The sequence below is a fragment of the Mycolicibacterium sp. MU0050 genome (assembly GCF_963378085.1).
Lineage (GTDB): Bacteria > Actinomycetota > Actinomycetes > Mycobacteriales > Mycobacteriaceae > Mycobacterium > Mycobacterium wendilense.
On sequence record NZ_OY726395.1, the window covers coordinates 2926261 to 2951023 of the forward strand.

The following is a 24763-nucleotide window of genomic DNA, read 5'->3' on the forward strand; positions in this document are numbered from 1 at the left end:
CTTGCTGACCGACGCAGCCTAGCCGTCGCCGCGTCGGGTCAGCAGCGCGAAGCACTCCACGTGATGGGTCAGCGGGAACGCGTCGTAGACCCGGAGCTGCTCCACGGCGTAGCCGCGCTCCCGGTACAGTCCGACGTCGCGGGCGAAAGACGCTGCCTCGCAACCGATGTGGATGACCCGCGGCACCCCGGCCGCCGCCAGCAGGTCGATAACCTCCCGGCCGGCGCCGGTACGCGGGGGGTCGAGCACCGCGACGTCCGCGCCGCCGGCGGCCGCACCGCCCTCGGACAGGGCGCGGCGCACCGAATCGGTCACCAGTCGGATCTGCGGCAGGTCGGCCAGCGCGGCGCGCCCGGCCCGGACCCCGGCCCGGGAGGTGTCGATGCTCAGCACCCGGCCCTCGGGGCCGACGCCGTCGGCCAGCACCGCGGCGAACAGCCCGGCCCCGCCGTAGAGATCCCAGGCCGTCGAGCCCGGCACCGGCGCCGCCCACAGCCCCACCAGCTCGCTGTAGACCGCCGGCGCCGCCCGGTGCGCCTGCCAGAAGGCCGTCAACGGGATCCGCCAGCTGCGCTCACCCACCCGCTGCACGGCCTCGTACTCGCCTTCGAGCACCCGGGTCTTGCGACGCTGCCCGGCGCACACCACGTGTCGGGCGCCGTCGTCGTCGCGCACCACGTGCACCTGATCGCCGGGGCGGAAACCGTCCTCGGGCAGCTCCTCGAGCAGCCCGTCGGCCAGCTGCGCGCAGCGCAGGTCGGTGACCAGCTCACTGCTGCGGTAGCGGTGGATGCCGGCGCGGCCGTCGGGCCCCACCTCGAGGCGCACCCGGGCGCGCCAGCCGGTCGGGGCACCGTCGCCCACCGGCTCGGCCACCCCCTGCCAGTCGTATCCGCCGAGGCGTTGCAGCTGGTTGGCCACCACCTCGCCCTTGATCCGGCGCAACGCCGCGGGCGCCACGAAGGCCTGATCGCAGCAGCCGGCGCCGTCGTAGCCGGCGATCGGGCACAGTGACTCGATCCGGTCCCCGGAGGGCTCGAGCACCTCGACCGCGTCGGCGTGCCAATAGGATCCGCGCTCGTCGGTCACCCGCGCCCGCACCGTCTCGCCGGGCAGCGCGTAGCGCACGAAGACCACCCGGCCGTCATGGCGCGCCACGCAGCTGCCACCGTTGGCCGGCGCACCGACCGTCAAAGTCAGCTCGGTCAACTGATGATGCCCCGTCGGGTGTCGCCGGGGGCCGAACCGGGCGGTTGCGAAATATTGACCCGATCCGAGGAATTGAGTTGCCAGGGCACCGAGGTCACCATCACGTTGGGCATGAACAACAGTCTGCCCTTGAGCCGTAGCGCGCTCTGATTGTGCAGCACCCCCTCCCACCAGTGACCCACCACGTACTCGGGGATGAACACCGTGACCACCGTGCGCGGGGACTCCTTGGTGATGCGTTTGACGTAGTCCAGCACCGGCCGGGTGACCTCGCGATACGGCGAGGCGATCACCTTCAGCGGCACCGAGACGTCGCTGTCCTGCCACTTGTGCACCAGCTCCCGGGTTTCGGCGTCGTCGACGCTGACGGTGACGGCCTCCAGGATGTCGGGGCGGGTGGCGCGGGCGTAGGCCAGCGCCCGCAGCGTCGGCAGGTGCAGCTTGGAAACCAGCACCACCGCGTGGTTGCGGCTGGGCAGGGTGATCTCGCCGGCCTCGGCCTCGTCGCGGGCCAACTCCTGGGCCACGGCCGCGTAATGCCGGTGGATCGCCCGCATCAAGACGAACAGCGCGCCCATCGCGGCGACCGCGATCCAGGCGCCGGCCAGGAACTTGGTGACCACCACCACCAGCAGCACGGTGCCGGTGCACACGAACCCGACGGTGTTGACCATGCGGGACCGGATCATCCGGGCCCGCTCGTCGGGGTCGGTCTCGGACTTGAGGTGATGGGTCCAGTGCCGCACCATCCCGATCTGGGACAGCGTGAACGACACGAACACGCCGACGATGTAGAGCTGGATCAGCGCGGTGACCTGGGCCTGGAAGGCCACCACGATGGCCACTGCCGCCACCGCCAGGAACAGGATGCCGTTGGAGAACGCCAGCCGGTCGCCGCGGGTGTGCAACTGGCGCGGCAGGTAACTGTCCTGCGCCAGGATCGATCCCAGCACCGGGAAGCCGTTGAAGGCGGTGTTGGCGGCCAGCACCAGGATGAGCGCGGTGACCACGGTGATGAGCACGAACCCCAGGTGGAAACCGCCGAACACGGCGTGGGCCAGCTGCGCGACCAGCGTCTTCTGCTGGTAGTCCGCGGGCGCGCCGACCAGTTGGGTGGCGGGGTCCTCGGCGATCTGGACGCCGATCTTGTTGGCCAGCAGGATGATGCCCATCAGCAGCGCGATCGACAGACCGCCCAACATCAGCAGCGTCGTCGCCGCGTTCTTGGACTTCGGCTTGCGGAAGGCCGGGACGCCGTTGCTGATCGCCTCCACCCCGGTCAGGGCGGCGCAGCCGGACGAGAACGACCGCGCGACCAGGAACACCAGCGCGAAGCCCAGGATCTCGCCGTGCTCGGAATGCAGCTCGAAACCGGCGGATTCGGCCTGCACCTGATCGCCGAGCACGTAGATCCGGAACAGGCCGTAGCCCAGCATGACGAAGATGCCGACGATGAACGCGTAGGTCGGGATGGCGAAGGCGATGCCGGACTCCCGGATGCCGCGCAGGTTCATCGACATCAGCAGCAGGATCGCCAGCACCGCGAACAGCACCTTGTGCTGCGCGACCAGCGGCACCGCCGAGCCGATGTTCGCCATCGCCGCGGACATCGAAACCGCAACGGTCAGAACGTAATCCACCATCAACGCCGACGCCACCGTGACGCCGGCGGTGGGCCCCAGGTTGGTGGTCACCACCTCGTAGTCGCCACCGCCGGACGGGTAGGCGTGCACGTTCTGCCGGTAACTGGCGACCACCACGAGCATCACGAAGGCCACCGCCAGCCCGATCCACGGTGTCATCGCGTAGGCGCTGAGCCCGGCGACGGACAACACCAGGAAGATCTCCTCCGGCGCATAGGCCACCGACGACATCGCGTCGGAGGCGAACACCGGCAGCGCAATCCGTTTGGGCAACAGCGTTTGGCCGAGCCGGTCACTGCGGAACGGCCGACCCAACAGCAACCGCCGGGTGGCGGTCGAAAGCTTGGACACGAGGTCCAAGAGTATGCCTAAGCGCCGTTGCCGGTAGCGTTCCGGCGTACGGTCAGATCGCGGACCTCGCAGACGAGCCGAAAGGGTTTCCCGCAGTGCGCGTAGTGGTGATGGGATGCGGCCGGGTGGGCGCCTCGTTGGCGGACGCGCTGGCCCGCATCGGGCACGACGTGGCCGTGATCGACCGCGACAGTGCGGCGTTCCAGCGGCTGCCGCCGGACTTCCCCGGCGAACGCGTGGTGGGGATGGGCTTCGACCGCGACGTGTTGCTGCGGGCCGGCATCGAGGATGCGCGCGCCTTCGCCGCGGTGTCCTCCGGCGACAACTCCAACATCATCTCCGCGCGGGTGGCCCGCGAGACCTTCGGCGTGGAGCGGGTGGTGGCCCGCATCTACGACGCCAAGCGCGCGGCCGTCTACGAGCGGCTCGGCATCCCGACGGTGGCCACCGTGCCGTGGACCACCGACCGCCTGCTCAACGCGCTGACCCGCGACACCGAGACCACCCGCTGGCGCGACCCCACCGGTTCGGTCGCCGTCGCCGAGATCAGCCTGCACGAGGACTGGGTGGGCCGGCCGGTCACCGACCTGGAGACCGCGACCGGGGCGCGGGTCGCGTTCCTGATCCGCTTCGGCGAGGGCGTGCTCCCCGACCCGCGGACCGTGCTGCAGGCCAGCGATCAGGTGTACATCGCGGCGGTGGCCGACAACGCCGCCGACGCGTTGGCGGTGGCCGCGCTGCCGCCCGCCCCGGATCTCGAGACGGGGGTCGGCCGATGAAGGTCGCCATCGCCGGTGCCGGCGCGGTCGGCCGCTCGATCGCCCGCGAGCTGCTGGAGAACGCGCACGAGGTGACCCTGATCGAGCGCAACCCCGAGCACATCGACGTCGACGCCATCCCTGCCGCGCACTGGCGACTCGGCGACGCCTGCGAGCTGTCCCTGCTGGAGGCGGTACACGCCGAGGAGTTCGACGTGATGATCGCCGCCACCGGCGACGACAAGGCCAACGTGGTGCTCTCGTTGCTGGCCAAGACGGAATTCGCGGTGCCGCGGGTGGTGGCCCGCGTCAACGACCCGCGCAACGAGTGGCTGTTCGACGAGTCCTGGGGCGTCGACGTCGCGGTTTCCACGCCGCGCATGCTGGCCTCCCTGGTCGAGGAGGCGGTGGCCGTCGGCGACCTGGTGCACATCATGCAGTTCCACAAGGGCGGCACCAACCTGGTGGAGATCACGCTGCCCGACGACACCCCCTGGGGCGGCAAGCCCGTGCGCAAGCTCGAGCTGCCCCGCGACGCCGCGCTGGTGACGATCCTGCGCGGGCAGCGGGTGATCGTGCCGCAGGCCGACGAACCCCTCGAGGGCGGCGACGAGCTGCTGTTGGTGGCCACGGCCGAGGTCGAGGACGAACTGCGCGCGCTGCTGCGACCGCCGTCGGCCTGACGGGGGTCAGTCGCCGCGGACGCTCTCGGCGCCGCTGGTGTCGGCCTCGACGGCGTCCGGCTGGGCGCGGTCGACGTCACGGATCGCCGTCTGCGCCACCTTGATCGCGAAATAGGTGCCCAGCGCGGCCAACGCCGTCAGCGGCCAGCCCATCGCGATCCGCGCCACCCCGAGCCATCCGGTCTGGTCGGCGTCGTAGAGCTGGTTCTGCACCACGAAGCGGGCCGCGAACAGTACCGCCCAGACCAGCGTGATGAGGTCGAAGGCCCGGGTGGCGCGGCGCACCGTGCGCCACCGCTGGCCGTGTCCGCCGGTCCAGCCCCAGACGTAGCCGACCACGGGACGCCGGATGAGCACCGAGACGCCGAACACCACCGCCCAGAACAGCGAGGTCCAGATCCCGAGCAGGAAATAGCCCTTGGACTCGCCCATCAGATAGGCGATCAGCGCGCAGATGCCCACGCCGAAGAAGCCGGAGATGGCGGGCTGCGCGGTCTCGCGCCGGGCCAGCCGCCAGATCAGGATCCCGGTCGCGACGAGCAGCGCCGACACGATGGCCGACAGCAATCCGAACAGCGAGGAGATCGGGACGAAGACCACCACCGGTAGCGACGAGTAGATCAGCCCACTCACGCCACCCATCTGGTCGAGCAGGCCTTGGGCGCCGTTGCGTTTGTCGGTCAAAGTTTCACAGAATCCCGGTCAGCGTTGAAGTTCGTAGTGCGGGTTGTAGATCGCCTTGGTGCCGTTCTCGAGCTTGCCGAGCCGACCCCGAACCAGAACGGACCGCCCCGACTCGATGCCGGGAATCCGCCGCTGACCCAGCCACACCAGCAGAACCGTGTCCGTGCCGTCGAACAGCTCGGCGCGGATCCCACCGGCGCACCCCTTGGCGTTGGTCTCCACACTACGCAGCGTGCCGACCATGGTGACCTCTTGCCCACGCTCGCAGTCGACGGCGCGCTGCGCGCCGGTGTGGGCGGCCTCGTCGGCGAGTTCCTCGACATCGCGCTGTTCGGGATCCTCCGTCAACCGACGGGTGAGCCGACGCAGATAACCTTCGGCCGTAGCCATGGCCACTCCTGCTCCATCGTGTGAATCGCCCTGCTGCCCTCGCCACCGTAGACCTCCGGGTGCCCGTTTGCCACGTCGCCCACACCGGCCCCCGCTGCCACGCCACGACGGGCGGCAGGCACCATCGTGGGATGCCCGTTGACCTCAGCGAAGTGCGGACGGTGTTGCTGCCCGGCACCGGATCCGACGACGACTACGTCCGTCGCGCATTCGGTCCCGCGCTGCGCGCCGTCGGCGCGGTGCCGGTCACCCCGGCCCCCGAGCCCGCCCGGCTCATCGACGGCTATCGACGGGCCCTGGACGAGGCGGCGGCGGCGGGACCGATCGCCGTCGGCGGGGTGTCGTTGGGCGCCGCGGTGGCCCTGGCCTGGGCGCTGGCGCACCCGGACCGCACGGTCGCCGTCCTGGCGGCGCTGCCGGCGTGGTCCGGTGACCCGAAGGAGGCCCCCGCCGCCGCGACCGCGCGGCTGTCGGCCCACGAACTGCGTCGCGACGGGCTGGCCGCGGCCACGGCGCGGATGCAGCAGTCCAGCCCGGAGTGGCTCGCCGCGGAGCTGACCCGGTCCTGGGCCGGCCTGTGGCCCGAGCTGCCCGACGCCATGGAGGAAGCCGCCACCTATTACGCCCCCACCGCGGCCGAGCTGGCCGGGCTGCGCGCGCCGATGGGCGTGGCGTCGGCGTCCGACGACCCGGTGCACCCCCTGCAGGTCGGCGTCGAGTGGGTCGAGGCGGCGCCGGTCGCCGCGCTGCGCACCGTCACGCTGGCGCAGATCGGCGCGGACCCGGCGGCGTTGGGCGCCGCCTGCGTGGCGGCACTGGGCGAGCTGCCCGAGTAGCCGGGCTCAGCCGCCGGTGATGGTGTTGGTGCTGCGCAGCTGCTGCATGGCCGACACCGACCGGCGCGCGGCCGGCGTCGGGGGCTGCGGCGGCTCCGAGGTGTCCTGCTGCGCCGCCGGTGCGGCGCCCTGCTGATTGGCCTGGGCCGCCTGCTCGGCCGCGGCCCGCAGCTGGGCGGCCATCGGCTCGGGCAGCTGGACGGGCAACGGCGTGCGGACGGGCATGGGGGTGTCCCCGCGTCGCACCACCGTGTCCGCCAGCGCATTTCGCGCCTCTTCGACGAGGGCGGCCATGGTCTCGTGGGTGCCGTTGACCACGCAGCGGATCATCCAGCGGTAGCCGTCGATCCCGATGAAACGAACCGCTCCGGACGCCTCACCGACCACCTCGCGGCCCCACGGGCCGGACTCGATGCTGACCTTGGCGCTGTCCTTGCGCAGCGAGTCGGCCAGCTCGCCGGCCACCTCGCGCCACAGCCCGGCGCTCTTGGGCGCGGCGTAGGCCGCGACGGTGAACCGGCCGTTCGGCGTCACCACCCACACGGCGCTGGGCACGCCGGCTTCGTTCAGCTCGACCTGGACCTGCCCGGCCTCGGGCATCGGGATGAGCACCGACCCCAGATCCAGGCGCCCGAGCGCCGCCTGCTCCGGGTCGTCGAAGTCCTCGACGTCGAAGGGCCCGTCGAAGTCGTCCTCGTCGGACCCGGCATCGACCCCAGCCGGGGTCACCTCGTCGCTGCCGACCGGCGCCGTGTCGTCCTGTTTACGTTTACCAAATGCCATCACAGACTCGCATGTCCTCCAGAGGAACCGTGGCCTCCGTCGCCACGGGTGGTGCCCGCCAACCCGGCCTCGTCGAACGACGTGACCTCGACGAGTTCGGGCAATTCCACCCGCTGCACCAGCAGCTGGGCGATGCGGTCACCCCTACGGATCAGGATACGTTCGGTCGGGTCGAGGTTGATCAGCGAAACCTTGATCTCGCCCCGATAACCGGCGTCGACGGTGCCCGGGCTGTTGACGATCGAAAGACCCACGCGCGCAGCCAAACCCGAGCGCGGATGGATCAGCCCGACCATCCCCTCCGGAATGGCGACGGCGATGCCGGTGGGCACCAGCGCGCGGTGACCGGGCGCCAGGTCGACGTCTTCGGCGCTGAACAGATCGACCCCGGCGTCGCCGGAGTGGGCACGCTGCGGCAGTGGAAGCTCGGGGTCCAGGCGAACAACCGCCAGACGAGTGGACACGAGGCCACAGACTACCCTTGGCCGCGTGTCAGAGTCCGGTGTGACCTCCAAGACGGTGCGGTACCGCGAGCGCCTGTGGGTGCCGTGGTGGTGGTGGCCGCTGGGTTTCGGGTTGGCGGCGATCATTGCCGCGCAGGTCAATCGGGCCCTCTGGGAGGCCGACGTGCCGCCGTGGATACCGTATGCGGCGCTGTTCGTGGTGGCGGCCGGCGCGTTGTTGTGGCTGGGCCGCGCCGAGGTGGCGGTGGTCGCCCGGGACGGTCAGGTGGAATTGTGCGCGGGGCGGGCGCATCTGCCGACCAGCGTCATCTCCCGCACCGCGGAGGTCCCGCGCTCGGCGAAGTCGGCGGCACTCGGGCGACAACTCGATCCGACCGCGTACGTGCTGCACCGCGGCTGGGTGGGACCGATGGTGCTGGCCGTGCTCGACGACCCCGACGACCCGACGCCGTACTGGCTGGTCAGCTGCCGGCACCCGGACAAGGTGCTCGCCGCCCTGACCAGTTGATCAACCCCCGCAGTCGGTGCAGATCATCTCGCCGTTCTTCTCGCTGGCCAGGCGGCTGCGGTGCTGGACCAGAAAGCAGCTCGAGCAGGTGAACTCGTCGGCCTGCTTGGGGATCACGCGAACGGAGAGTTCCTCGCCGGACAGGTCCGCCCCGGGGAGTTCGAACGATTCGGCGGTCTCGGTCTCGTCGACGTCGACGACCGCCGACTGAGCCTCGTTGCGGCGCGCCTTGAGTTCCTCGAGCGAGTCCTCGGAAACTTCGTCGGTCTCGGAGCGCCGCGGCGCGTCATAGTCGGTAGCCATAACTTCTTCCCCTCGTCGTCCCCGTGCGCAACCTGCTGCAGCAAGGCTTTGTACCAGTGCCGAACGCCTGCGCCAAATGATTCGTGCCCGGATCTGCCATCCCGCAGTGTGATTTGCATCACACTGCGGGATGATTGTCCGTGATTCCGTTGCGGACCGCACCCACAGGTTGCTCTAGAGTTCGGGCGTGGTCGCACACATCACCGAGGGCACCGCCTTCGACAAGCGCGGATTACCCTTCCGCCGCCGCAATATCTACCCCGGCGCCATCACCGTGGCCGTCCTGGCGGTCGTCACCGCTCTGGTGTGGATGATCGCGCTGACCCGCCCGGAGGACGTCCAGCAGGTCGCGGTGTGCAATCCCCCGCCCGTCCCCGCCGACGGCGGCGAGGCGCCCACGCTGGGCGAGCAGGTGTCACGCAGCGAGATGGCCGAGGTGATGCCCGCCAGGCTCGCCGAGACCAAGATCAACGTGCTCAACGCCAGTGGCCAGGGCGGCCAGGCCGGCGACGTCGCCGGGGCGCTGCGCGACCTCGGCTTCGCGCAACCGACGGCCGCCAACGACCCGGTGTACGCCGGGACCCGCCTGACCTGTCAGGGCCAGATCCGCTTCGGCGCCAACGGACGCGCCGCTGCCGCTGCGGTGTGGCTGGTGGCGCCCTGCACCGAGCTGTTCCAGGACGCGCGCACCGACGACTCCGTCGACCTGGCCATCGGCACCGAATTCGGCACCCTCACCCACAGCGACGACATCGATGCGGTGCTCGCCGGGTTGCGACCCGACGCCACCGAACCGGCGGACTCGGAACTGCTCGGCAAGATCCATTCCGCCACCTGCTGAGAGCTCACTCCGACAGCGGGGCGAGCCCCCCGAGCCGCCGCAACGCGCCGTGCAACTGCTCGGCGACGCCGGGCGCGCTGGCGATGACCAGCCCGGTCCCCCGCCCCCGCTCGGGCAGCTGCACCACCGCGCCAGCCTCGGCGGCGATCAGCGCCCCGGCCGCCCAGTCCCACGCCTGCAGCCCGTGCTCGTAATACGCGTCGAGTCCGCCCGCGGCCACCAGGCACAGATCCAGGGCCGCCGAGCCGATCCGCCGGATGTCGCGCACCGCCGGCAGCAGCCCGGTCAGCAGCCGGGCCTGCTGCTCCCGCCGGCGCGCCGAGTAGGCGAATCCGGTGCCCGTCAGCGCCATGCCCAGCTCCGAGACCGCGCTGCAGCGCAACGCCCGGGTGCCGCCCGGGCCGGCCACGCGGGCGCCCGAACCTATTGCCGCCGAATAGATCTCGCCGGTCGAGACATGCGCGACGGCCCCCGCAACCGAAACCCCGTCGACCTGCGCGGCCACCGAGACCGCATAGGCCGGGATCCCGTAGACGAAGTTCACCGTGCCGTCGATGGGATCGAGCACCCAGGTCACCGTCCCCGGCGCGACCGGCTGCGCGGGACCGCCGCCCTCCTCGCCGAGGACCGCGTCGTCGGGCCGCAGTTCGGCCAGCCGGGCCCGCAGCAGCGCCTCGGTCTCGGTATCGACGATGGTGACCGGGTCGGTCGGCTCGCTCTTGGTCGCGACGGCGTCCGGGGACGGCGTCGTGGCGAAGACCTCGGCGCGGCGCGTCCGCACGAACTCGGCGGCCTCGGCGGCCAACGCCTCGGCCACCTCTCGTAGTGTCACGACGTCCTGACCGGGCGGCAGCGCAGCGTTCATCACCGTTCCATCGCAACACATCCCCCACCGAAGCACTATGTTTGAACCGCTGAGCGCCACGCCGTCAAAGGAGCCGCCATGACCGCGCACGACCCCGGCCCCGCACCCAATCACGGGTTCGGCATCGACATCGGCGGTAGCGGCGTCAAGGGCGGCATCGTCGACCTCGACACCGGCACGCTCGTCGGCGAACGCTTCAAGCTGGCCACCCCGCAACCCGCCACCCCGGTCGCGGTGGCCGAGACCGTCGCCGCCGTCGTCGCCCACTTCGGCTGGACCGGACCGTTGGGCGTGACCTACCCGGGCGTGGTGACCGAGGGCATCGTGCGCACCGCCGCCAACGTCGACGACGCCTGGCTGGGAACCAACGTCGCCGAGGTGTTCAGCAAGGCGCTCGGCGGCCGGTCGGTCACCGTGCTCAACGACGCCGACGCCGCCGGCCTGGCCGAGGAGCGCTTCGGCGCGGGCCGCGACAACACCGGCGTGGTGGTGTTGCTGACGTTCGGCACCGGGATCGGCTCGGCCGTGATCCACAACGGACTGTTGCTGCCCAACACCGAGTTCGGTCACCTCGAAGTCGACGGCAAGGAGGCCGAACACCGGGCCGCGTCGTCGGTCAAGGAGCGCAAGGGGTGGTCCTACGAGCGCTGGACCAAGGAGGTCACCAAGGTGCTCGTGGCCGTGGAGAACGCCATCTGGCCGGACCTGATCATCGTCGGCGGCGGGATCAGCCGCAAAGCCGACAAGTGGGTCCCGCTGCTCACCAACCGCACCCCCGTCGTGGCGGCGGCGCTGCAGAACACCGCGGGCATCGTCGGGGCCGCAATGGCCGCGCACGGCGACGGGACGGGCTCGCCGCGCGTGGTGTGACGCGCGGATTTCCTTGCTCGGCGCGGCGGATGGGCGCACTGTCGTTACAATGGTCGATGGCGGCCGCCCAACGAATAGCGGTGAAGCTCCGAACAGAGACTGACGCCGACATTCCAGATGCCGACGCTTGTGGTGGCGCATGCCCTGCCCACTGACGAGCAAGCACGATCGAAAGGGTGTACGTGGCAGCGACGAAAGCAACCCCGGCAACCGATGAGCCGGTGAAGCGCACCGCCACCAAAGCCTCCACCTCAGGCACCGCGGCCAAGCGCGCGCCCGCCAAGCGGGCCACCAAGGCCACCAAGGCCGCCGGCGCGGCCAAGCCCGCGAAAGCGGCGCCCCGCAAGGCGGCCGCCAAGGCCGGTGCGACCACTCGCGGTCGGGCCAAGAAGGCGACGGCCGGCGCGGTCGACACGGCGGGGGCCGCCGACGATCTCGACACCGACGTCGACGAGCTCGACGCCGAGCCCGGCGACCTCGAGGCCGACGCCGACCTGGAGGTGGCGGACGACCTCGAGGAGCTCGAGGACGACGACGAGGACTCCGCCGGTACCGCGACCGCCAAGAAGCCCAAGGCGGCCAAGGACGACGACGCCGAGGATGACGAGATCTCCGAGCCCTCGGAGAAGGACAAGGCCTCCGGCGACTTCGTCTGGGACGAGGAGGAGTCCGAGGCGCTGCGGCAGGCCCGCAAGGACGCCGAGCTCACCGCGTCGGCCGACTCGGTGCGCGCCTACCTCAAGCAGATCGGCAAGGTGGCGCTGCTCAACGCCGAGGAGGAGGTCGAGCTCGCCAAGCGCATCGAGGCCGGCCTGTACGCCACCCAGCTGATGGCCGAACTGGCGGAGAAGGGCGAGAAGCTGCCCGCCGCCCAGCGCCGCGACATGCAGTGGATCTGCCGCGACGGCGATCGCGCCAAGAACCACCTGCTGGAGGCCAACCTGCGCCTGGTGGTGTCGCTGGCCAAGCGCTACACCGGCCGCGGGATGGCGTTCCTGGACCTCATCCAGGAAGGCAACCTGGGCCTGATCCGCGCGGTCGAGAAGTTCGACTACACAAAGGGCTACAAGTTCTCCACGTACGCCACCTGGTGGATCCGCCAGGCCATCACCCGCGCCATGGCCGACCAGGCCCGCACCATCCGTATTCCGGTGCACATGGTCGAGGTGATCAACAAGCTCGGCCGGATCCAGCGCGAGCTGCTGCAGGACCTGGGTCGCGAGCCCACGCCCGAAGAGCTGGCCAAGGAAATGGACATCACGCCGGAGAAGGTGCTGGAGATCCAGCAGTACGCGCGTGAGCCGATCTCCCTGGACCAGACCATCGGTGACGAAGGCGACTCACAACTCGGCGATTTCATCGAGGACAGCGAAGCCGTCGTCGCCGTCGACGCGGTGTCGTTCACGCTGCTGCAGGACCAGCTGCAGTCCGTCCTGGAAACGCTGTCCGAACGCGAGGCGGGCGTGGTGCGGTTGCGGTTCGGCCTGACCGACGGCCAGCCCCGCACCCTCGACGAGATCGGCCAGGTCTACGGGGTCACCCGCGAGCGGATCCGCCAGATCGAGTCGAAGACCATGTCGAAGTTGCGGCACCCCAGTCGCTCTCAGGTACTGCGCGACTACCTGGACTAGGACGCGCGCTACAGCGGCGCAAACCGGCCGTCGGCCTCCGGCAGGTACGGGGTGATCATTCTCACGGCCGCGGCCGGCAGCGGGCCGTACAGGTGCGGGAAGAGCATCGCGTCGGGGTCGCCGGGCACGCCCGGTTCCCAACGCAGCGGCGCGTCGAGCTTTTCCGGATTCAGGTACAGCAGTACCAGATCGGTCCGGCCGGCATAGAGCCGGTTGGCGGGCAGATGAACCTGCTCAGGCGTGGAGAGATGGACGAAACCCGCCTCCTGCAGCGACGGCGGCCGGTACTGCCCGCCCGGGGGAACCGCGGACCAGTCGGACGCCGAACAGATGTGCACCAACGCGCCGCTACTCTCGGACATGACCCCAGCGTGCCGCACCGGCACGCCGGACCGAAGGTGAGACGCGACACACCGGTGAACGCCGGGGGAACAACGCCCGATCGCCGTACGTCTGACAGAGTAGAGACAAGCAAGGCAAGGAACGGAGGCGCCATGACCGCAACGCTGACCAGTCCCGAACTGACCCGGGCTGACCGCTGCGACCGCTGCGGAGCTGCCGCCCGCGTACGCGCGACGCTCCCCTCCGGAGCCGAGCTGCTCTTCTGCCAGCATCACGCCAACGAGCACGAGGCCAAGCTGATCGAACTCGCCGCGGTGCTGCAAACCAGCGCCACCGAGCTGTAACGGCCATCTTCGAAAGTCGCGCTTCGCAGATTCACCCGGAGTCAGGAATGCTGGTCTGGTCATGAGTGACCAGACCAGCAAACCATCTCGACACCACATCGCCCGCGTCTGGAAACGGACGCTGTCGAAGGCATGGGATGACTCGATCTTCTCGGAGTCCGCCCAGGCCGGCTTCTGGTCGGTGCTCTCGCTGCCGCCCCTGCTGCTCGGCATGCTGGGCAGCCTGGCCTATATCGCACCACTGTTCGGTCCCGGCACCCTGTCGATGATCGAGGAGCGGCTGATCAGCACGGCCGCCAGCTTCTTCTCGGACAACGTCGTCACCGAGATCATCGAGCCGACAATGCGCGACATCGTGCAGGGTGCGCGCGGCGAGGTGGTCTCGCTGGGGTTCGTGATCTCGCTGTGGGCGGGCTCCTCGGCGATCTCCGCGTTCGTCGACGCCATCGTGGAGGCCCACGACCAGACCCCGCTGCGGCATCCGGTGCGCCAGCGGTTCTATGCGCTGGGCCTCTACGTGGTGGGGCTGCTCATCATCATCGTCACGGCACCGTTCGTGGCGCTGGGACCGCGCAAGATCGCCGAGTACATCCCGGAAAGCTGGTCGGACGTCCTGCGTTTCGGCTACTACCCGGCGCTGGCCCTCGGATTCGTCGTCGCGATCACGATCTTGTACCGGGTGTCGCTGCCGCGGCCGCTGCCGACGCACCGCCTGATCCTCGGTGCGGCCCTGGCCACCACCGTCTTCATGCTCGCCACGGTGGGCCTGCGGATCTATCTCAGCTCGATCACCCGCACCGGCTACACCTACGGCGCCTTGGCCACCCCCATCGCCTTCCTGTTGTTCGCGTTCTTCCTCGGCTTCGCGATCATGCTGGGAGCCGAACTCAACAACGCCATCGAGGAGGAGTGGCCGGCGCCGGAGACCCACGCCCGCAAGTTGCGCACCTGGCTGGAGGAAAAGGCCAATCAGAAGAACGGCCAGCGGGCCGAGGCGGCGGACAAGCCCGACCGCGCGGACCGACCCGGCGGGCCACCCCCGCGCGAGGAACCCTCGCGGTCTACTTCTTGAGCTGCTCGTAGATGCGCTTGCAGTCCGGGCACACCGGCGAGCCCGGCTTGGCCGACTTGGTGACCGGGAAGACCTCACCGCACAGCGCGACCACGTGGGTCCCCATCACGGCGCTCTCGGCGATCTTGTCCTTCTTCACGTAGTGGAAAAACTTCGGCCGGTCGCCGTCGGTCCCGTCGTCGACGCGTTCGTCGGTATCTGGGCGCTCGATCGTCTGGGTCTGCATAGATGACATTCTGCCGCAGAAAATTACGGCCGGGGAACCGGTCGCGCCACGGCCGTCCAACTGTGCGACAGTGGAGTGATGAAGCACAGCCAGGAGCTGGGTTTCGACGACGAAGGTCGGCCGGTACTCATCACGCGCGCAGCCATCCCCTACGAGGAGGAGCATCGCGCGCGGGTTCGCAAGTACTTGATCATGATGTCCTGCCGGGTTCCCGCCCTGCTACTGGCCGCGTGGGCCTACAGCGTGTGGCACAACGGCTGGATCTCGCTGGCAATCGTCGCCATCTCCATCCCGCTGCCCTGGATGGCGGTGTTGATCGCCAACGATCGGCCGCCGCGCAGCGCCGACGAGCCGCGTCGTTACGATCCGTCGCCGCACGCGGCCATCGCCGGCGCCGACCACCCCGCCATCGAACCCACCTACATCGACGCCGAGATCGACGCCGACCCCGGGGACCAGAAACCGGCCGATGCACCCCGGTCGAGCGGTTCGGCCGATTCCGGCACCGAATCGCCCGGCTGAGGAACGTTCTTTTTCCATTCTCAGCGCATTCTCAGGTCGATTCATCATTTCTGCACGTCAGACGGTGTGAAACCGCGGCGTTGTGGGAACTCTTTCCTCCATTGGGGCGTTAGAACCATTGACAGTTCGAGCCACTCTAAGGAGGCCGATATGGCGAATGCCGCCGCAACCCGGATCGATGGCGATCTGGACGCTCAGAGCCCAGCCGCCGACCTGGTACGGGTGTATCTGAACGGTATCGGCAAGACGGCGTTGCTCAACGCCGCCGATGAGGTGGAACTCGCCAAACGGATCGAGGCCGGGCTCTACGCCCAGCACCTGCTGGCCACCCGCAAGCGACTCGGCGAGAAGCGCAAGCAAGCTCTCGCCGAGGTGGTGCGCGACGGCCAGGCCGCGCGCAGCCACCTGTTGGAAGCCAACCTGCGTCTGGTGGTGTCGCTGGCCAAGCGCTACACCGGCCGCGGGATGCCGTTGCTGGACCTGATCCAGGAGGGCAACCTCGGGCTCATCCGCGCGATGGAGAAGTTCGACTACGCCAAGGGCTTCAAGTTCTCGACCTACGCCACCTGGTGGATTCGCCAGGCCATCACGCGCGGCATGGCCGACCAGAGCCGGACCATCCGGTTGCCCGTCCACCTGGTGGAGCAGGTCAACAAGCTGGCCCGGATCAAGCGCGAGATGCACCAGCAGCTGGGCCGGGAGGCCTCCGACGAGGAGCTGGCCGAGGAGTCGGGCATCCCCGTGGAGAAGATCAACGACCTGCTCGAGCACAGCCGCGACCCGGTGAGCCTGGACATGCCGGTGGGCTCCGACGAGGAGGCCCCGCTGGGTGACTTCATCGAGGACTCCGAGGCGCTGTCCGCGGAGAACGCCGTGATCGCCGAACTGCTCCACACCGACATCCGGCACGTGCTGGCCACGCTCGACGAGCGCGAACAGCAGGTGATCCGGCTGCGGTTCGGCCTGGATGACGGCCAGCCCCGCACGCTGGACCAGATCGGCAAACTGTTCGGTCTCTCGCGGGAGCGGGTGCGCCAGATCGAGCGCGAAGTGATGTCGAAGCTGCGCCAGGGCGACCGCGCCGATCGGCTACGCTCCTACGCCAGCTGACGAGAAACCGTTTCCGCACGTCAGTGTGCCCGCCGCTCCCCCCGGCGGGCACACTGCTGTGTGAGCGCCGCCCCCGACGTTGCGGGCCCCAATGCGCAGCTCGCCAAGTAGACTGGTCGCGACGGAGGGTGCCAGATGAACGATCTTGTAGATACCACCGAGATGTACCTTCGGACGATCTACGACCTTGAAGAAGAGGGCGTGATCCCGCTGCGGGCACGCATCGCCGAACGGCTGGAACAGAGCGGTCCGACCGTGAGCCAGACCGTGTCGCGGATGGAGCGTGACGGCCTGCTGCATGTTGCCGGGGACCGGCACCTCAAGCTCACCGAGAAGGGCCGGTCGCTGGCCGTCGCCGTGATGCGCAAGCACCGCCTGGCCGAACGGCTCCTGGTGGACGTCATCGGGCTCCCGTGGGAGGACGTCCACGCCGAGGCGTGCAAGTGGGAGCACGTGATGAGCGAGGAGGTCGAGCGCCGGCTGGTGGCCGTGCTCGACAACCCGACCGTCTCCCCCTTCGGCAACCCGATCCCTGGGCTCTCCGAGCTGGGGCTGGACCAATCCGGCCGCTTCGAGGACTACAACCTGGTCCGGCTCACGGAACTGCCCGCCGGCTCGCCGGTCGCGGTGGTGGTGCGCCAACTCACCGAACACGTCCAGGGCGACACGATGCTGATCAGCCGGCTCAAGGACGCCGGCGTGGTCCCCAACGCCCGTGTCACCGCCATCGTGAACCCGCCGGGCGAGGTCACCATCGTGATCCCGGGCCACGAGAACGTGGACCTGCCCCATGAGATGGCCCACGCGGTGAAGGTCGAGAAGGTCTAACCGGCCGCACGGGACGGCAGGCGCGGCGGCAGCCGTACCCCGAGCCGTCGGGCGAGCCGATATCCGGTGCCGGCGAGCTGGCGGATCTTTTCCGGACGCAGCCCGGCTTGCAGAGCGTCATCGAGCATCCCCGCCATCCGATGGGTGGCGTCGATCCGCAGCGCCTGTTCCAACGCCACCCCGGCCAGCGGCCCGTCCCCGCGCACGTAGGCGAAGAACGCGAGCAGCGTCAGCGCCTCCGCGCGCCAAGGCGCCGGCAATCCCTTGGCGAGGAGCACCCACAGCGTCTCCGCCCGACCCGCGGCCGCGCCGACCGCCAGGCCGTACAACGTGTCCCGAACGATCACGTCGGTCAACGCATAGGCCGGCACCGCGAGTTCGGCATCGGTGAGCACCGCCCCCGCGGCGACTCGATCGATCAGGGCCAGCACCGCCCGGACCGCCCGGCCGCTAGCCGCGTCCGGGTTCTCCGCCCGCTCGGCGTCGTCGGTCGCGGCGAGGTCGGCGATGGCCCGCGTGATGGCAACGGGGTCCCGGTCCAGATCGGCGGCGATCACGGATTGCAGTTCGCTGCGGCTGCCGTACAGGCGGCGACCTTCGACCACCGCGGCGACCGACAGCGGCGAGGACAACGGATCGTCGATGGCCCCGCCGGCCCCGCACCCGTCGACGCAGTGCCAGCGCCCGCCGGCGGCGATGCGGTCGACGACATGGGTGCCGAGCAGTTCCACGTCGTTGTCGGCCAACAGATCGTCGAGATCCGCGCACATCTGCTGGTATTCGTCGTTGCACAATCGGCACGGGGCGCCTTCGGCGTCGACGATGACGGCGATGACCGCGTCGGCGTGCGAGGCCGCCGCGACATCGACGAGGTGGGTGAGATCGCCGCCGAGGCAATCGGCCAGATCGACGCGCATCACCGCGCCCATCTGACCCTCGTCGACGCCGACCAGCACGAGCGACTTCTCCGGGGCGAAGCCCAGGACCGCGGGAATGGCCGCGATGAGGGCCGCGGGCCGCCGGAGCACGAAATCGGGGTTCTGCGATGTCATGCCCGCACGGTCGCAACCGGCACCGTCGCCGACGGCTCCCGACGGCCCCGATCGCCGCGATGCTGTGGAGCAACGCCGGACTGTGTATGGACGATCACCCCGCCCGCCCCGATGCCCGGGGGTTCAGCACTGGGCGAAATCGGGATTGCCCGCCGCACGTGCCGTGTTGACATCGGTGTGTCGCGGTCCCGACTGTGTTTGCTGCGACCATTTGGGGGACAATCAGAGGTAACGGCCGGTAGCCGACGGGTTGCCCAGCCGTAACGAGGAGGCGAGACATATGGCTCACGTACCAGGTCACGATCAGCCCGAGCAGACCGGTATGTACGAGTTGGAGTTTCCCGCGCCACAGCTGTCCAATGCCGATGGCCGCGGGCCCGTGCTGATCCACGCGCTGGAAGGCTTTTCCGATGCGGGGCATGCGATCAAGTTGGCGGCCGCCCATCTCAAGGAGGCCCTCGACACCGAACTGGTGGCCTCGTTCGCGATCGACGAACTGCTCGACTACCGCGCGCGACGGCCGTTGATGACGTTCAAGACCGACCACTTCACCGACTACGAGGATCCGGAGTTGTCGCTGTTTGCGCTCCGCGACAGCGTCGGCACGCCGTTTCTGCTGTTGGCCGGCATGGAGCCGGACCTGAAGTGGGAACGCTTCATCAGCGCGGTGCGCCTGCTGGCCGAGCGGCTCGACGTCCGGCGCACCATCGGGCTCGGCGCCATCCCCATGGCGGTCCCGCACACCCGCCCGATCACCCTGACCGCACACTCCAACGATCGCGAGTTGATCGCCGAGCACACGCCGTGGGTGGGCGAGGTCCAGGTACCCGGGAGCGTCTCGAGCCTGCTGGAGTACCGGATGGCCCAGCACGGCCACGAGGTCGTCGGGTTCACCGTGCACGTTCCGCACTACCTGGCCCAGACCGCCTACCCCGCCGCGGCCCAGGCGCTGCTCGACGAGGTGGCCCGCTCGGCCGCCCTGGAATTGCCGACGCAGGCCTTGACCCAGGCCGCCGCCGAGGTCCGCGCCAAGATCGACGAGCAGGTCGAGGCCAGCCCGGAGGTCGCGCAGGTGGTGAGCGCGCTGGAGCAGCAGTACGACGCGTTCGTGGCCGCGCAGGAGAACCGGTCGCTGTTGGCGCGTGACGAAGACCTGCCCAGCGGCGACGAACTCGGCGCCGAGTTCGAGCGCTTCCTGGCCCAGCAGTCGGGCGAGCGCTCCAAGGACCCGTTCTCCGAGGACGATTAGCGCAGCCGCCGAACTCGGCGGGCGACCCCAGTAGAGTCGGGCCATGGCTACCGACGTGACAGTGCTGCGGGTGTTCACCGACCCTGCGGGCGGTTTCGGCAATCCGCTGGGCGTGGTGGACGCGGCGACGGTCGCTCCCGCCGACCGCCAGCGTCTCGCCGCCGAATTGGGCTACAGCGAAACCATATTCATCGACCTGCCGGCCGAGGGCGCAGCGACAACGACGGCGCGCATCTTCACCCCCGTCGCCGAGTTGCCGTTCGCCGGGCACCCCACCGTGGGCGCCGCGTGGTGGTTGCGCGACCGGGGGCTGCCGGTGCACACGCTGCAGGTCCCGGCCGGCATCGTGCAGATCAGCTACGACTTGGGGGCCCAGAAGCGCACCGCGATCAGCGCCCGGGCGGAGTGGTCACCGGAGTTCGCGATCCACGACGTGGCGTCGGTCGACGAACTGCTCGCCGCGGATCCCGACGACTACTCCGACGACGTCGAGCACTACCTGTGGACCTGGACCGACAAGTCCGCGGGCGAGATCCGCGCGCGGATGTTCGCCCCGAGCATCGGGATTCCGGAGGATGAGGCCACCGGGTCGGCGGCGGTGCGGATCACCGACTACCTGAGCCAGGATCTGGTGATCACCCAGGGCAAGGGTTCGATCATCGAAACCCAGTGGAACTCCGAGGGCTGGGTCCGGGTCGCCGGCAACGTCGTTGATGACGGTGTCCGCCACGTCGAGTGACGTGGCCCAGCTCGGTCAGCCCGCCGCCAGACCCTCGCGGTGGCGCCGCAGCGCCTGGATCTCACGCTCGAAGTCATCGGCCGAGGTGAAGGACCGGTACACCGAGGCGAACCGCAGATAGGCCACCTCGTCGAGTTCCCGCAGCGGACCGAGAATTGCCAGCCCCACCTCGTTGCTGGGCACCTCGGGGCCCGAGGCCCGCACCGCGTCTTCGACCTGCTGGGCCAGCAGGTTCAACGCGTCGTCGTCGACCTGACGGCCCTGACAGGCCCGCCGCACCCCGCTGATCACCTTTTCGCGGCTGAACGGTTCGGTGACGCCGCTGCGCTTGACCACCGCCAGCACCGCGGTCTCCACCGTGGTGAACCGCTTACCGCACTCCGGACACGAGCGACGCCGCCGGATGGCCTGCCCCTCATCGGTCTCGCGCGAGTCGACGACTCGGGAATCCGGGTGCCGGCAGAAAGGACAGTGCATGTCCGCTCCTTCATTGCGCCGGCATTGCGATGACGTGAACGACTCAGAGACTACCTGCGCCCGCCTGCCGCGGGCCACCGAGCCAAGCTCCACCACGCTCATGGGATCTCAACCTTCGAACGCTCGGGCGCTCAGCCCACCGGCGCGATCAGGGTCTGACCCGCATCGATCACCGGTGACTGCAGCTCGTTGAGTTCACGGATCCGTTCGACCACGCTGCTGACCGGAGCCTCCGGCGCGACCCGCGCCGCCAGGTGGGCCAGCGTCTCCCCCGACTTCACCTGGACCACCGCCAGCTGGTCCGGGACCGGTGCGGTGGCGTCGCGCACCGTCTCGCCGAACTGGGCCACCGCGCCCAGCCAGACCGTGATGAGGGCGGCCAGCAGGGCCAGCCCGACCACGGTGACCGGCGTGACCTGCTTGGCCGGCCGGCGGGTGTGCACCGCACGCGAGACCCGTACGCCGGTGCCGCGGTAGCGCGGGGTCATCGGCGCCGGGCGGTGCGGTCCGGGGCGGCTGCCGTCGACCACGCGGGGCAGGGCACGCCGCCGCGGGGTCCGGGGCGCCGCAGCCCCGAAATCAATCGGTGTGGCGTCGTCAAAAGCGGTGTCCCATGCCTGCGGGTGAACGCTGGTGCGTGTCATGTCCGATCCTTTCGGTCGATGCGAGCCGTACATCCGTTCGCTCCTATGTTCGAAACGCTAATCGATCATCTGTTCGACCGGAAGCTCGAAACCGAACATGTGATCGAACCGTAGCCGAACGATAAACCCGGCCACCGACAACGGACGGCGGCGCCGACCCCAGGGACGGTCAGGGGCGACACGCCTCGAACACATGTTTGATTATCGGGGTCGGGAGGACTAAATTCATCGACATGGCTGACACCGAATCCGGCAGCACCTCCGCAGACGCCAAGTCAGGTACCGGCGCCAAACGTGACGGCGCGCGCGACACCTCGCTCACCGAACGGCAGCGCACCATCCTCGAGGTGATCCGCGCCTCGGTGACCACCCGCGGCTATCCGCCCAGCATCCGCGAGATCGGTGATGCGGTCGGTCTGACGTCGACATCCTCGGTCGCACACCAGCTTCGGACGCTCGAACGCAAGGGCTACCTGCGCCGTGACCCCAACCGCCCCCGCGCGGTCGACGTGCGCGGTGTCGACGACGGGCCCCCGGCCGTGGTCACGGAGGTGGCGGGCTCCGACGCGTTGCCCGAACCCACCTTCGTCCCGGTGCTCGGGCGGATCGCCGCCGGCGGCCCCATCCTGGCCGAGGAAGCCGTCGAGGACGTCTTCCCACTGCCCCGCGAACTCGTCGGTGAGGGCTCGTTGTTCCTGCTCAAGGTGGTCGGCGAATCGATGGTCGACGCCGCGATCTGCGACGGCGACTGGGTGGTCGTCCGGCAGCAGAACGTCGCCGAGAACGGCGACATCGTCGCCGCGATGATCGACGGCGAGGCCACCGTGAAGACCTTCAAGCGGACCTCGGGTCAGGTGTGGCTGATGCCGCACAACCCGGCGTTCGACCCGATCCCCGGCAACGACGCGGCCGTGCTGGGCAAGGTCGTCACCGTCATCCGCAAGATCTGAGCGGCACGCTCAGTCGGCTCGGGTGAATCCGTTCGCCTCGGCCAGTTCCGCGCTGGCGAACCAGATTTCGGCGACCGTCTCGTCGTAACCCGGCGTGCCCGGCACGTGGTACCGGCTGGTCCGCATGCTGCCCTTGATCGGGTAGCCGTCCGGCGCCCGGTGCGGGTCGTCGAGCGGCAGGTGGATGGCCGGAGGTGCCGCGTCGACGGGTTCGTCGCGGTCGGGTTGCTCGGCCGGTTGGTGCTGATCCGGCGCGTCACCGGCGCGTCCGCCGAAGCGGACGTCGTCGGAGTATTCGGGGGCCGGCGGCGGCGCGGCGCCGTACACCGGAGCGAACAGCGAACCCGGGCCCGGCAGGTAATCGTCGTCCTCGGGCGGGTCCCACGAGCGACGTTGCTCGCCGCCGGAGGCCGCGTGACGACCACCGGAGGGCTCGGCCCCGCGGTCGTCCTCGGCCGATCCCACCACCCGGGTCGGGGCGGTGTCCACCGCGTCGGGGTCTTCCTCGTCGGGGCTCTCCGGCGCCCCCCTGTGGGTGAACAGCCCGTCGTCGCCGAGGTCGCCGAACCGGGTGGTGACCGGCGCCGCGGGCTCGCGCGCGGACCACACCGGCGGTTCCAGATAGCCGCCCTGCTGGTAGCCACCCTCGTAGCCGCCGTCGTCGTAGTCGTCGTCGTCCTCGACCTCGGCGAAGTCCGAGCGGGCCGACCACCGGTGGGGCTCGGGGCGGAAGTCGTCGTGCTCGTCGAGCAGGTCGGTGCGCCGTTCCTCGTCGCGATGGGACCGGGGCTCCTCGTCGTAGCCCTCGCCGTACCGGCCGTCATAGCGGGCGTCGTCGGCGTCCTCGTCGAAGTCGTCGTCGGCCCTTGCCGCGCGCCGGCGAGTCATCGCCATCCAGGCGTACAACGACCCGAACAGCAGCAGCGCCAGCGGGATGATCCACCACAGCCACCAGTTCTGCCAGGTGAAGCCGTCGTCCTCGGCCGGTGCCGGGGGTTCGGCCGGCGCGCTGGGCACCGGCGCGTTGGGGACCTCGAGCCCGGCCAGCGGTTCGGCGAGACCGGCGGGGTCGCTGCTGAAGGTGTTGTTGGCGCTGTCCCAGGAGAGTTCACCGCCGCTGAACGGCTGGGTGATGGTGGTGCCCTCGGTGTTCTGGTCGCCGGTGGGGACCCCCAACGCGCCGGTGGCGCCGCCGAGTTCGTCCCAGGCAGCCTTCATTGCGCCGCCCACGATCACCGCGCCGTGGTCCTTGGTCCAGAAGATCACCGGGTTGTCCGGGGCCGAGAACGCCTGCACCCGGCTGTCCGGCACACCGCCGTCGGCCTCGCTGCCGATCGGGAAACCGAAGTCGCCGGCGGGGCCGCCCGCGGCCTCGTACTTGGTCAGGATGTCGCCAGTGACGGCGAACGCGCCGGTCTCCGGGGTGTAGAAGACCTTGCCGCCGGCGAAGTCCTGACCGGTGCCGCCGGCGCCGATCGGGTACGGGCCGCCTGCGCGGGCGCCGAGCGGTCCGTTCGCACCACCGTTCGCGCGCCAGGCCGCGGCGATCGCCGAGGCGGGATCCGACGGAATCTGCAGGTTCGCCAGTTGGCCGGCGAGCTCGGGCGGCTCGGTGGTGAAGACCCGCGTGCGCGTGTCGAACGACAACTGCCCGCCGGTGAAACGCTGCGCGACGACGTCGCCGTTGTAGGCCTCGTCCTCGATCGGCACCCCGAGCACACCGGAGGATCCACCGAGCTGGTCCCAGGCCGCATTGATGGCGCCGCGCACCACCCACGCCCCCGTTTCCGGGGTCCAGAAGATCACCGGATTGTCGCCGGCGTTGAATGTCGAGTTGCGGCTCTCGGGGCTCACGCGGCCCGGGCCCTCGTCGATTTTGGGAAAGCCGAGATCGCTCTCGGCGGGTCCGCCCAGGGTCCGGTATTTCTCCAGAATGGCGCCGTGCATGACGCGCGCGCCGGTTGCCGGGGAAAAGAAAATCGCCCCGCCGGCGAAATTCTGTCCGAAGCCCTCGCCGGCCGGATAGACCTCACCCTCGCGCGGGCCCAGCTGAGAGGCCTCGCCGCCGGCGGCCTCCCACGCCGCGTTGATGGCGTTGGAGGCGTCGCTCTCCGGCGAAGCGGCGGCCAGCGGTGCATATAACACCGCGGTGGCCGCCGCCAACGCCAATCCCAATACCGCTCGGCTGATAAAGCCGAATGCCATTCGCTGCCGTGTCATCAAACCCACCCACGCTCTCCGACCGCTGCCCATCCGCATAGCGACCCGGCTGACGCCGCCCCCTTAATCAACGCAGCGTGAAGCCCTTTTGAGGTCATTTTGCAGACAATACCCACTGCCGCCGTAAATAACGTGGAGCCGCGACGGGTTTTGCGCGTTATTGATATCC

General features: G+C 69.7%; 29 protein-coding genes. 15 read left to right on the plus strand and 14 right to left on the minus strand.

What is annotated here, in order from left to right:
• Window positions 1–18: 18 nt before the first annotated feature.
• Together R2K23_RS13745 and R2K23_RS13750 are read right to left on the minus strand one after the other, a co-directional pair.
• Complete coding sequence (locus R2K23_RS13745) at window positions 19–1209, minus strand: class I SAM-dependent RNA methyltransferase (protein ID WP_316510156.1); 1191 nt, start codon at window positions 1207–1209, stop codon at window positions 19–21.
• On the minus strand, window positions 1206–3203 hold the full coding sequence (locus tag R2K23_RS13750) for an APC family permease (RefSeq protein ID WP_316510157.1): 1998 nt from the start codon (window positions 3201–3203) through the stop codon (window positions 1206–1208). The genes R2K23_RS13745 and R2K23_RS13750 overlap by 4 nt, the downstream gene beginning before the upstream one ends.
• Window positions 3204–3298: 95 nt before the next feature.
• Between R2K23_RS13750 and R2K23_RS13755 the strand changes: the two genes are divergently transcribed.
• The gene (locus tag R2K23_RS13755; protein ID WP_316510158.1) at window positions 3299–3982 is read left to right on the plus strand and encodes a potassium channel family protein; all 684 of its coding nucleotides are present in this window, start codon (window positions 3299–3301) and stop codon (window positions 3980–3982) included.
• Window positions 3979–4644, plus strand: coding sequence for a potassium channel family protein (locus tag R2K23_RS13760; protein WP_316510159.1), 666 nt, complete (start codon window positions 3979–3981; stop codon window positions 4642–4644). Before R2K23_RS13755 ends, R2K23_RS13760 begins: the two co-directional genes overlap by 4 nt.
• Before the next feature lie 6 nt (window positions 4645–4650).
• Here the strand turns inward: R2K23_RS13760 and R2K23_RS13765 are convergent, their stop codons facing one another.
• Together R2K23_RS13765 and R2K23_RS13770 are read right to left on the minus strand one after the other, a co-directional pair.
• Window positions 4651–5286, minus strand: coding sequence for a DUF3159 domain-containing protein (locus R2K23_RS13765; RefSeq protein ID WP_316517269.1), 636 nt, complete (start codon window positions 5284–5286; stop codon window positions 4651–4653).
• Between the two features lie 60 nt (window positions 5287–5346).
• Complete coding sequence (locus R2K23_RS13770) at window positions 5347–5718, minus strand: OB-fold nucleic acid binding domain-containing protein (protein WP_316510160.1); 372 nt, start codon at window positions 5716–5718, stop codon at window positions 5347–5349.
• Between the two features lie 131 nt (window positions 5719–5849).
• Between R2K23_RS13770 and R2K23_RS13775 the strand changes: the two genes are divergently transcribed.
• Window positions 5850–6554 (plus strand): alpha/beta hydrolase, encoded by a 705-nt coding sequence (locus R2K23_RS13775; protein WP_316510161.1) that lies wholly within the window; start codon window positions 5850–5852, stop codon window positions 6552–6554.
• 6 nt (window positions 6555–6560) lie between these two features.
• Here the strand turns inward: R2K23_RS13775 and R2K23_RS13780 are convergent, their stop codons facing one another.
• Together R2K23_RS13780 and dut are read right to left on the minus strand one after the other, a co-directional pair.
• On the minus strand, window positions 6561–7340 hold the full coding sequence (locus tag R2K23_RS13780) for a DUF3710 domain-containing protein (protein WP_396891986.1): 780 nt from the start codon (window positions 7338–7340) through the stop codon (window positions 6561–6563).
• Window positions 7337–7801, minus strand: a complete 465-nt coding sequence (dut, locus tag R2K23_RS13785; RefSeq protein WP_316510163.1) for a dUTP diphosphatase — start codon at window positions 7799–7801, stop codon at window positions 7337–7339. The genes R2K23_RS13780 and dut overlap by 4 nt, the downstream gene beginning before the upstream one ends.
• 25 nt (window positions 7802–7826) lie before the next feature.
• Between dut and R2K23_RS13790 the strand changes: the two genes are divergently transcribed.
• The gene (locus R2K23_RS13790; protein ID WP_316510164.1) at window positions 7827–8309 is read left to right on the plus strand and encodes a DUF3093 domain-containing protein; all 483 of its coding nucleotides are present in this window, start codon (window positions 7827–7829) and stop codon (window positions 8307–8309) included.
• Here the strand turns inward: R2K23_RS13790 and R2K23_RS13795 are convergent, their stop codons facing one another.
• Window positions 8310–8612, minus strand: coding sequence for a DUF4193 domain-containing protein (locus tag R2K23_RS13795; RefSeq protein WP_316510165.1), 303 nt, complete (start codon window positions 8610–8612; stop codon window positions 8310–8312).
• A gap of 187 nt (window positions 8613–8799) precedes the next feature.
• Between R2K23_RS13795 and cei the strand changes: the two genes are divergently transcribed.
• Window positions 8800–9453, plus strand: coding sequence for an envelope integrity protein Cei (cei, locus tag R2K23_RS13800; RefSeq protein ID WP_316510166.1), 654 nt, complete (start codon window positions 8800–8802; stop codon window positions 9451–9453).
• A 4-nt stretch (window positions 9454–9457) separates the two neighbouring features.
• On the opposite strand, the gene R2K23_RS13805 is transcribed toward cei, so the two are convergent.
• Window positions 9458–10318, minus strand: coding sequence for an inositol monophosphatase family protein (locus R2K23_RS13805; protein ID WP_316510167.1), 861 nt, complete (start codon window positions 10316–10318; stop codon window positions 9458–9460).
• 78 nt (window positions 10319–10396) lie between these two features.
• Between R2K23_RS13805 and ppgK the strand changes: the two genes are divergently transcribed.
• Both ppgK and R2K23_RS13815 read left to right on the plus strand, forming a co-directional pair.
• Window positions 10397–11188 carry a polyphosphate--glucose phosphotransferase gene (gene ppgK / locus R2K23_RS13810; RefSeq protein WP_316510168.1) on the plus strand — a complete coding sequence of 264 codons (792 nt, stop codon included), beginning with the start codon at window positions 10397–10399 and terminating at the stop codon, window positions 11186–11188.
• 182 nt (window positions 11189–11370) lie between these two features.
• Window positions 11371–12819: an RNA polymerase sigma factor gene (locus tag R2K23_RS13815; protein WP_316510169.1), complete on the plus strand. Its 1449-nt coding sequence runs from the start codon at window positions 11371–11373 to the stop codon at window positions 12817–12819.
• An 8-nt stretch (window positions 12820–12827) separates the two neighbouring features.
• Here the strand turns inward: R2K23_RS13815 and R2K23_RS13820 are convergent, their stop codons facing one another.
• Window positions 12828–13181, minus strand: a complete 354-nt coding sequence (locus R2K23_RS13820) for a DUF952 domain-containing protein (RefSeq protein WP_316510170.1) — start codon at window positions 13179–13181, stop codon at window positions 12828–12830.
• Window positions 13182–13313: 132 nt separating this feature from the next.
• Here R2K23_RS13820 and R2K23_RS13825 point away from each other — a divergent pair, with 132 nt between their 5' ends.
• Together R2K23_RS13825 and R2K23_RS13830 are read left to right on the plus strand one after the other, a co-directional pair.
• Window positions 13314–13505, plus strand: a complete 192-nt coding sequence (locus R2K23_RS13825) for a DUF7455 domain-containing protein (protein WP_316510171.1) — start codon at window positions 13314–13316, stop codon at window positions 13503–13505.
• A 61-nt stretch (window positions 13506–13566) separates the two neighbouring features.
• The gene (locus tag R2K23_RS13830; RefSeq protein ID WP_316510172.1) at window positions 13567–14577 is read left to right on the plus strand and encodes a YihY/virulence factor BrkB family protein; all 1011 of its coding nucleotides are present in this window, start codon (window positions 13567–13569) and stop codon (window positions 14575–14577) included.
• On the opposite strand, the gene R2K23_RS13835 is transcribed toward R2K23_RS13830, so the two are convergent.
• Entirely contained in the window at window positions 14567–14803 is a 237-nt protein-coding gene (locus tag R2K23_RS13835) for a DUF3039 domain-containing protein (RefSeq protein ID WP_316510173.1), read from the minus strand. The genes R2K23_RS13830 and R2K23_RS13835 overlap by 11 nt on opposite strands.
• Window positions 14804–14881: 78 nt before the next feature.
• Between R2K23_RS13835 and R2K23_RS13840 the strand changes: the two genes are divergently transcribed.
• From R2K23_RS13840 to R2K23_RS13850, 3 genes are all read left to right on the plus strand, one after another.
• Window positions 14882–15325, plus strand: coding sequence for a DUF3099 domain-containing protein (locus R2K23_RS13840; RefSeq protein ID WP_316510174.1), 444 nt, complete (start codon window positions 14882–14884; stop codon window positions 15323–15325).
• A gap of 150 nt (window positions 15326–15475) precedes the next feature.
• Complete coding sequence (locus R2K23_RS13845) at window positions 15476–16435, plus strand: sigma-70 family RNA polymerase sigma factor (RefSeq protein WP_316510175.1); 960 nt, start codon at window positions 15476–15478, stop codon at window positions 16433–16435.
• 135 nt (window positions 16436–16570) lie between these two features.
• Window positions 16571–17263 carry a metal-dependent transcriptional regulator gene (locus R2K23_RS13850; RefSeq protein WP_316510176.1) on the plus strand — a complete coding sequence of 231 codons (693 nt, stop codon included), beginning with the start codon at window positions 16571–16573 and terminating at the stop codon, window positions 17261–17263.
• Here R2K23_RS13850 and R2K23_RS13855 read toward each other — a convergent pair.
• Window positions 17260–18315, minus strand: a complete 1056-nt coding sequence (locus R2K23_RS13855; RefSeq protein WP_316510177.1) for a DUF4192 domain-containing protein — start codon at window positions 18313–18315, stop codon at window positions 17260–17262. The genes R2K23_RS13850 and R2K23_RS13855 overlap by 4 nt on opposite strands.
• Before the next feature lie 280 nt (window positions 18316–18595).
• Between R2K23_RS13855 and R2K23_RS13860 the strand changes: the two genes are divergently transcribed.
• Complete coding sequence (locus R2K23_RS13860; protein ID WP_316510178.1) at window positions 18596–19564, plus strand: proteasome assembly chaperone family protein; 969 nt, start codon at window positions 18596–18598, stop codon at window positions 19562–19564.
• 43 nt (window positions 19565–19607) lie between these two features.
• The gene (locus tag R2K23_RS13865) at window positions 19608–20303 is read left to right on the plus strand and encodes a PhzF family phenazine biosynthesis protein (protein ID WP_316510179.1); all 696 of its coding nucleotides are present in this window, start codon (window positions 19608–19610) and stop codon (window positions 20301–20303) included.
• Window positions 20304–20318: 15 nt separating this feature from the next.
• On the opposite strand, the gene nrdR is transcribed toward R2K23_RS13865, so the two are convergent.
• Window positions 20319–20780: a transcriptional regulator NrdR gene (gene nrdR, locus R2K23_RS13870; RefSeq protein WP_316510180.1), complete on the minus strand. Its 462-nt coding sequence runs from the start codon at window positions 20778–20780 to the stop codon at window positions 20319–20321.
• Between the two features lie 131 nt (window positions 20781–20911).
• Window positions 20912–21424, minus strand: a complete 513-nt coding sequence (locus R2K23_RS13875; protein ID WP_316510181.1) for a LysM peptidoglycan-binding domain-containing protein — start codon at window positions 21422–21424, stop codon at window positions 20912–20914.
• A 233-nt stretch (window positions 21425–21657) separates the two neighbouring features.
• On the opposite strand from R2K23_RS13875, the gene lexA reads away from it, so the two are divergent.
• Window positions 21658–22374, plus strand: coding sequence for a transcriptional repressor LexA (gene lexA, locus R2K23_RS13880; RefSeq protein WP_316510182.1), 717 nt, complete (start codon window positions 21658–21660; stop codon window positions 22372–22374).
• A 9-nt stretch (window positions 22375–22383) separates the two neighbouring features.
• Here lexA and R2K23_RS13885 read toward each other — a convergent pair whose 3' ends face one another.
• Window positions 22384–24594, minus strand: coding sequence for an LGFP repeat-containing protein (locus R2K23_RS13885; protein WP_316510183.1), 2211 nt, complete (start codon window positions 24592–24594; stop codon window positions 22384–22386).
• Window positions 24595–24763: the final 169 nt, after the last annotated feature.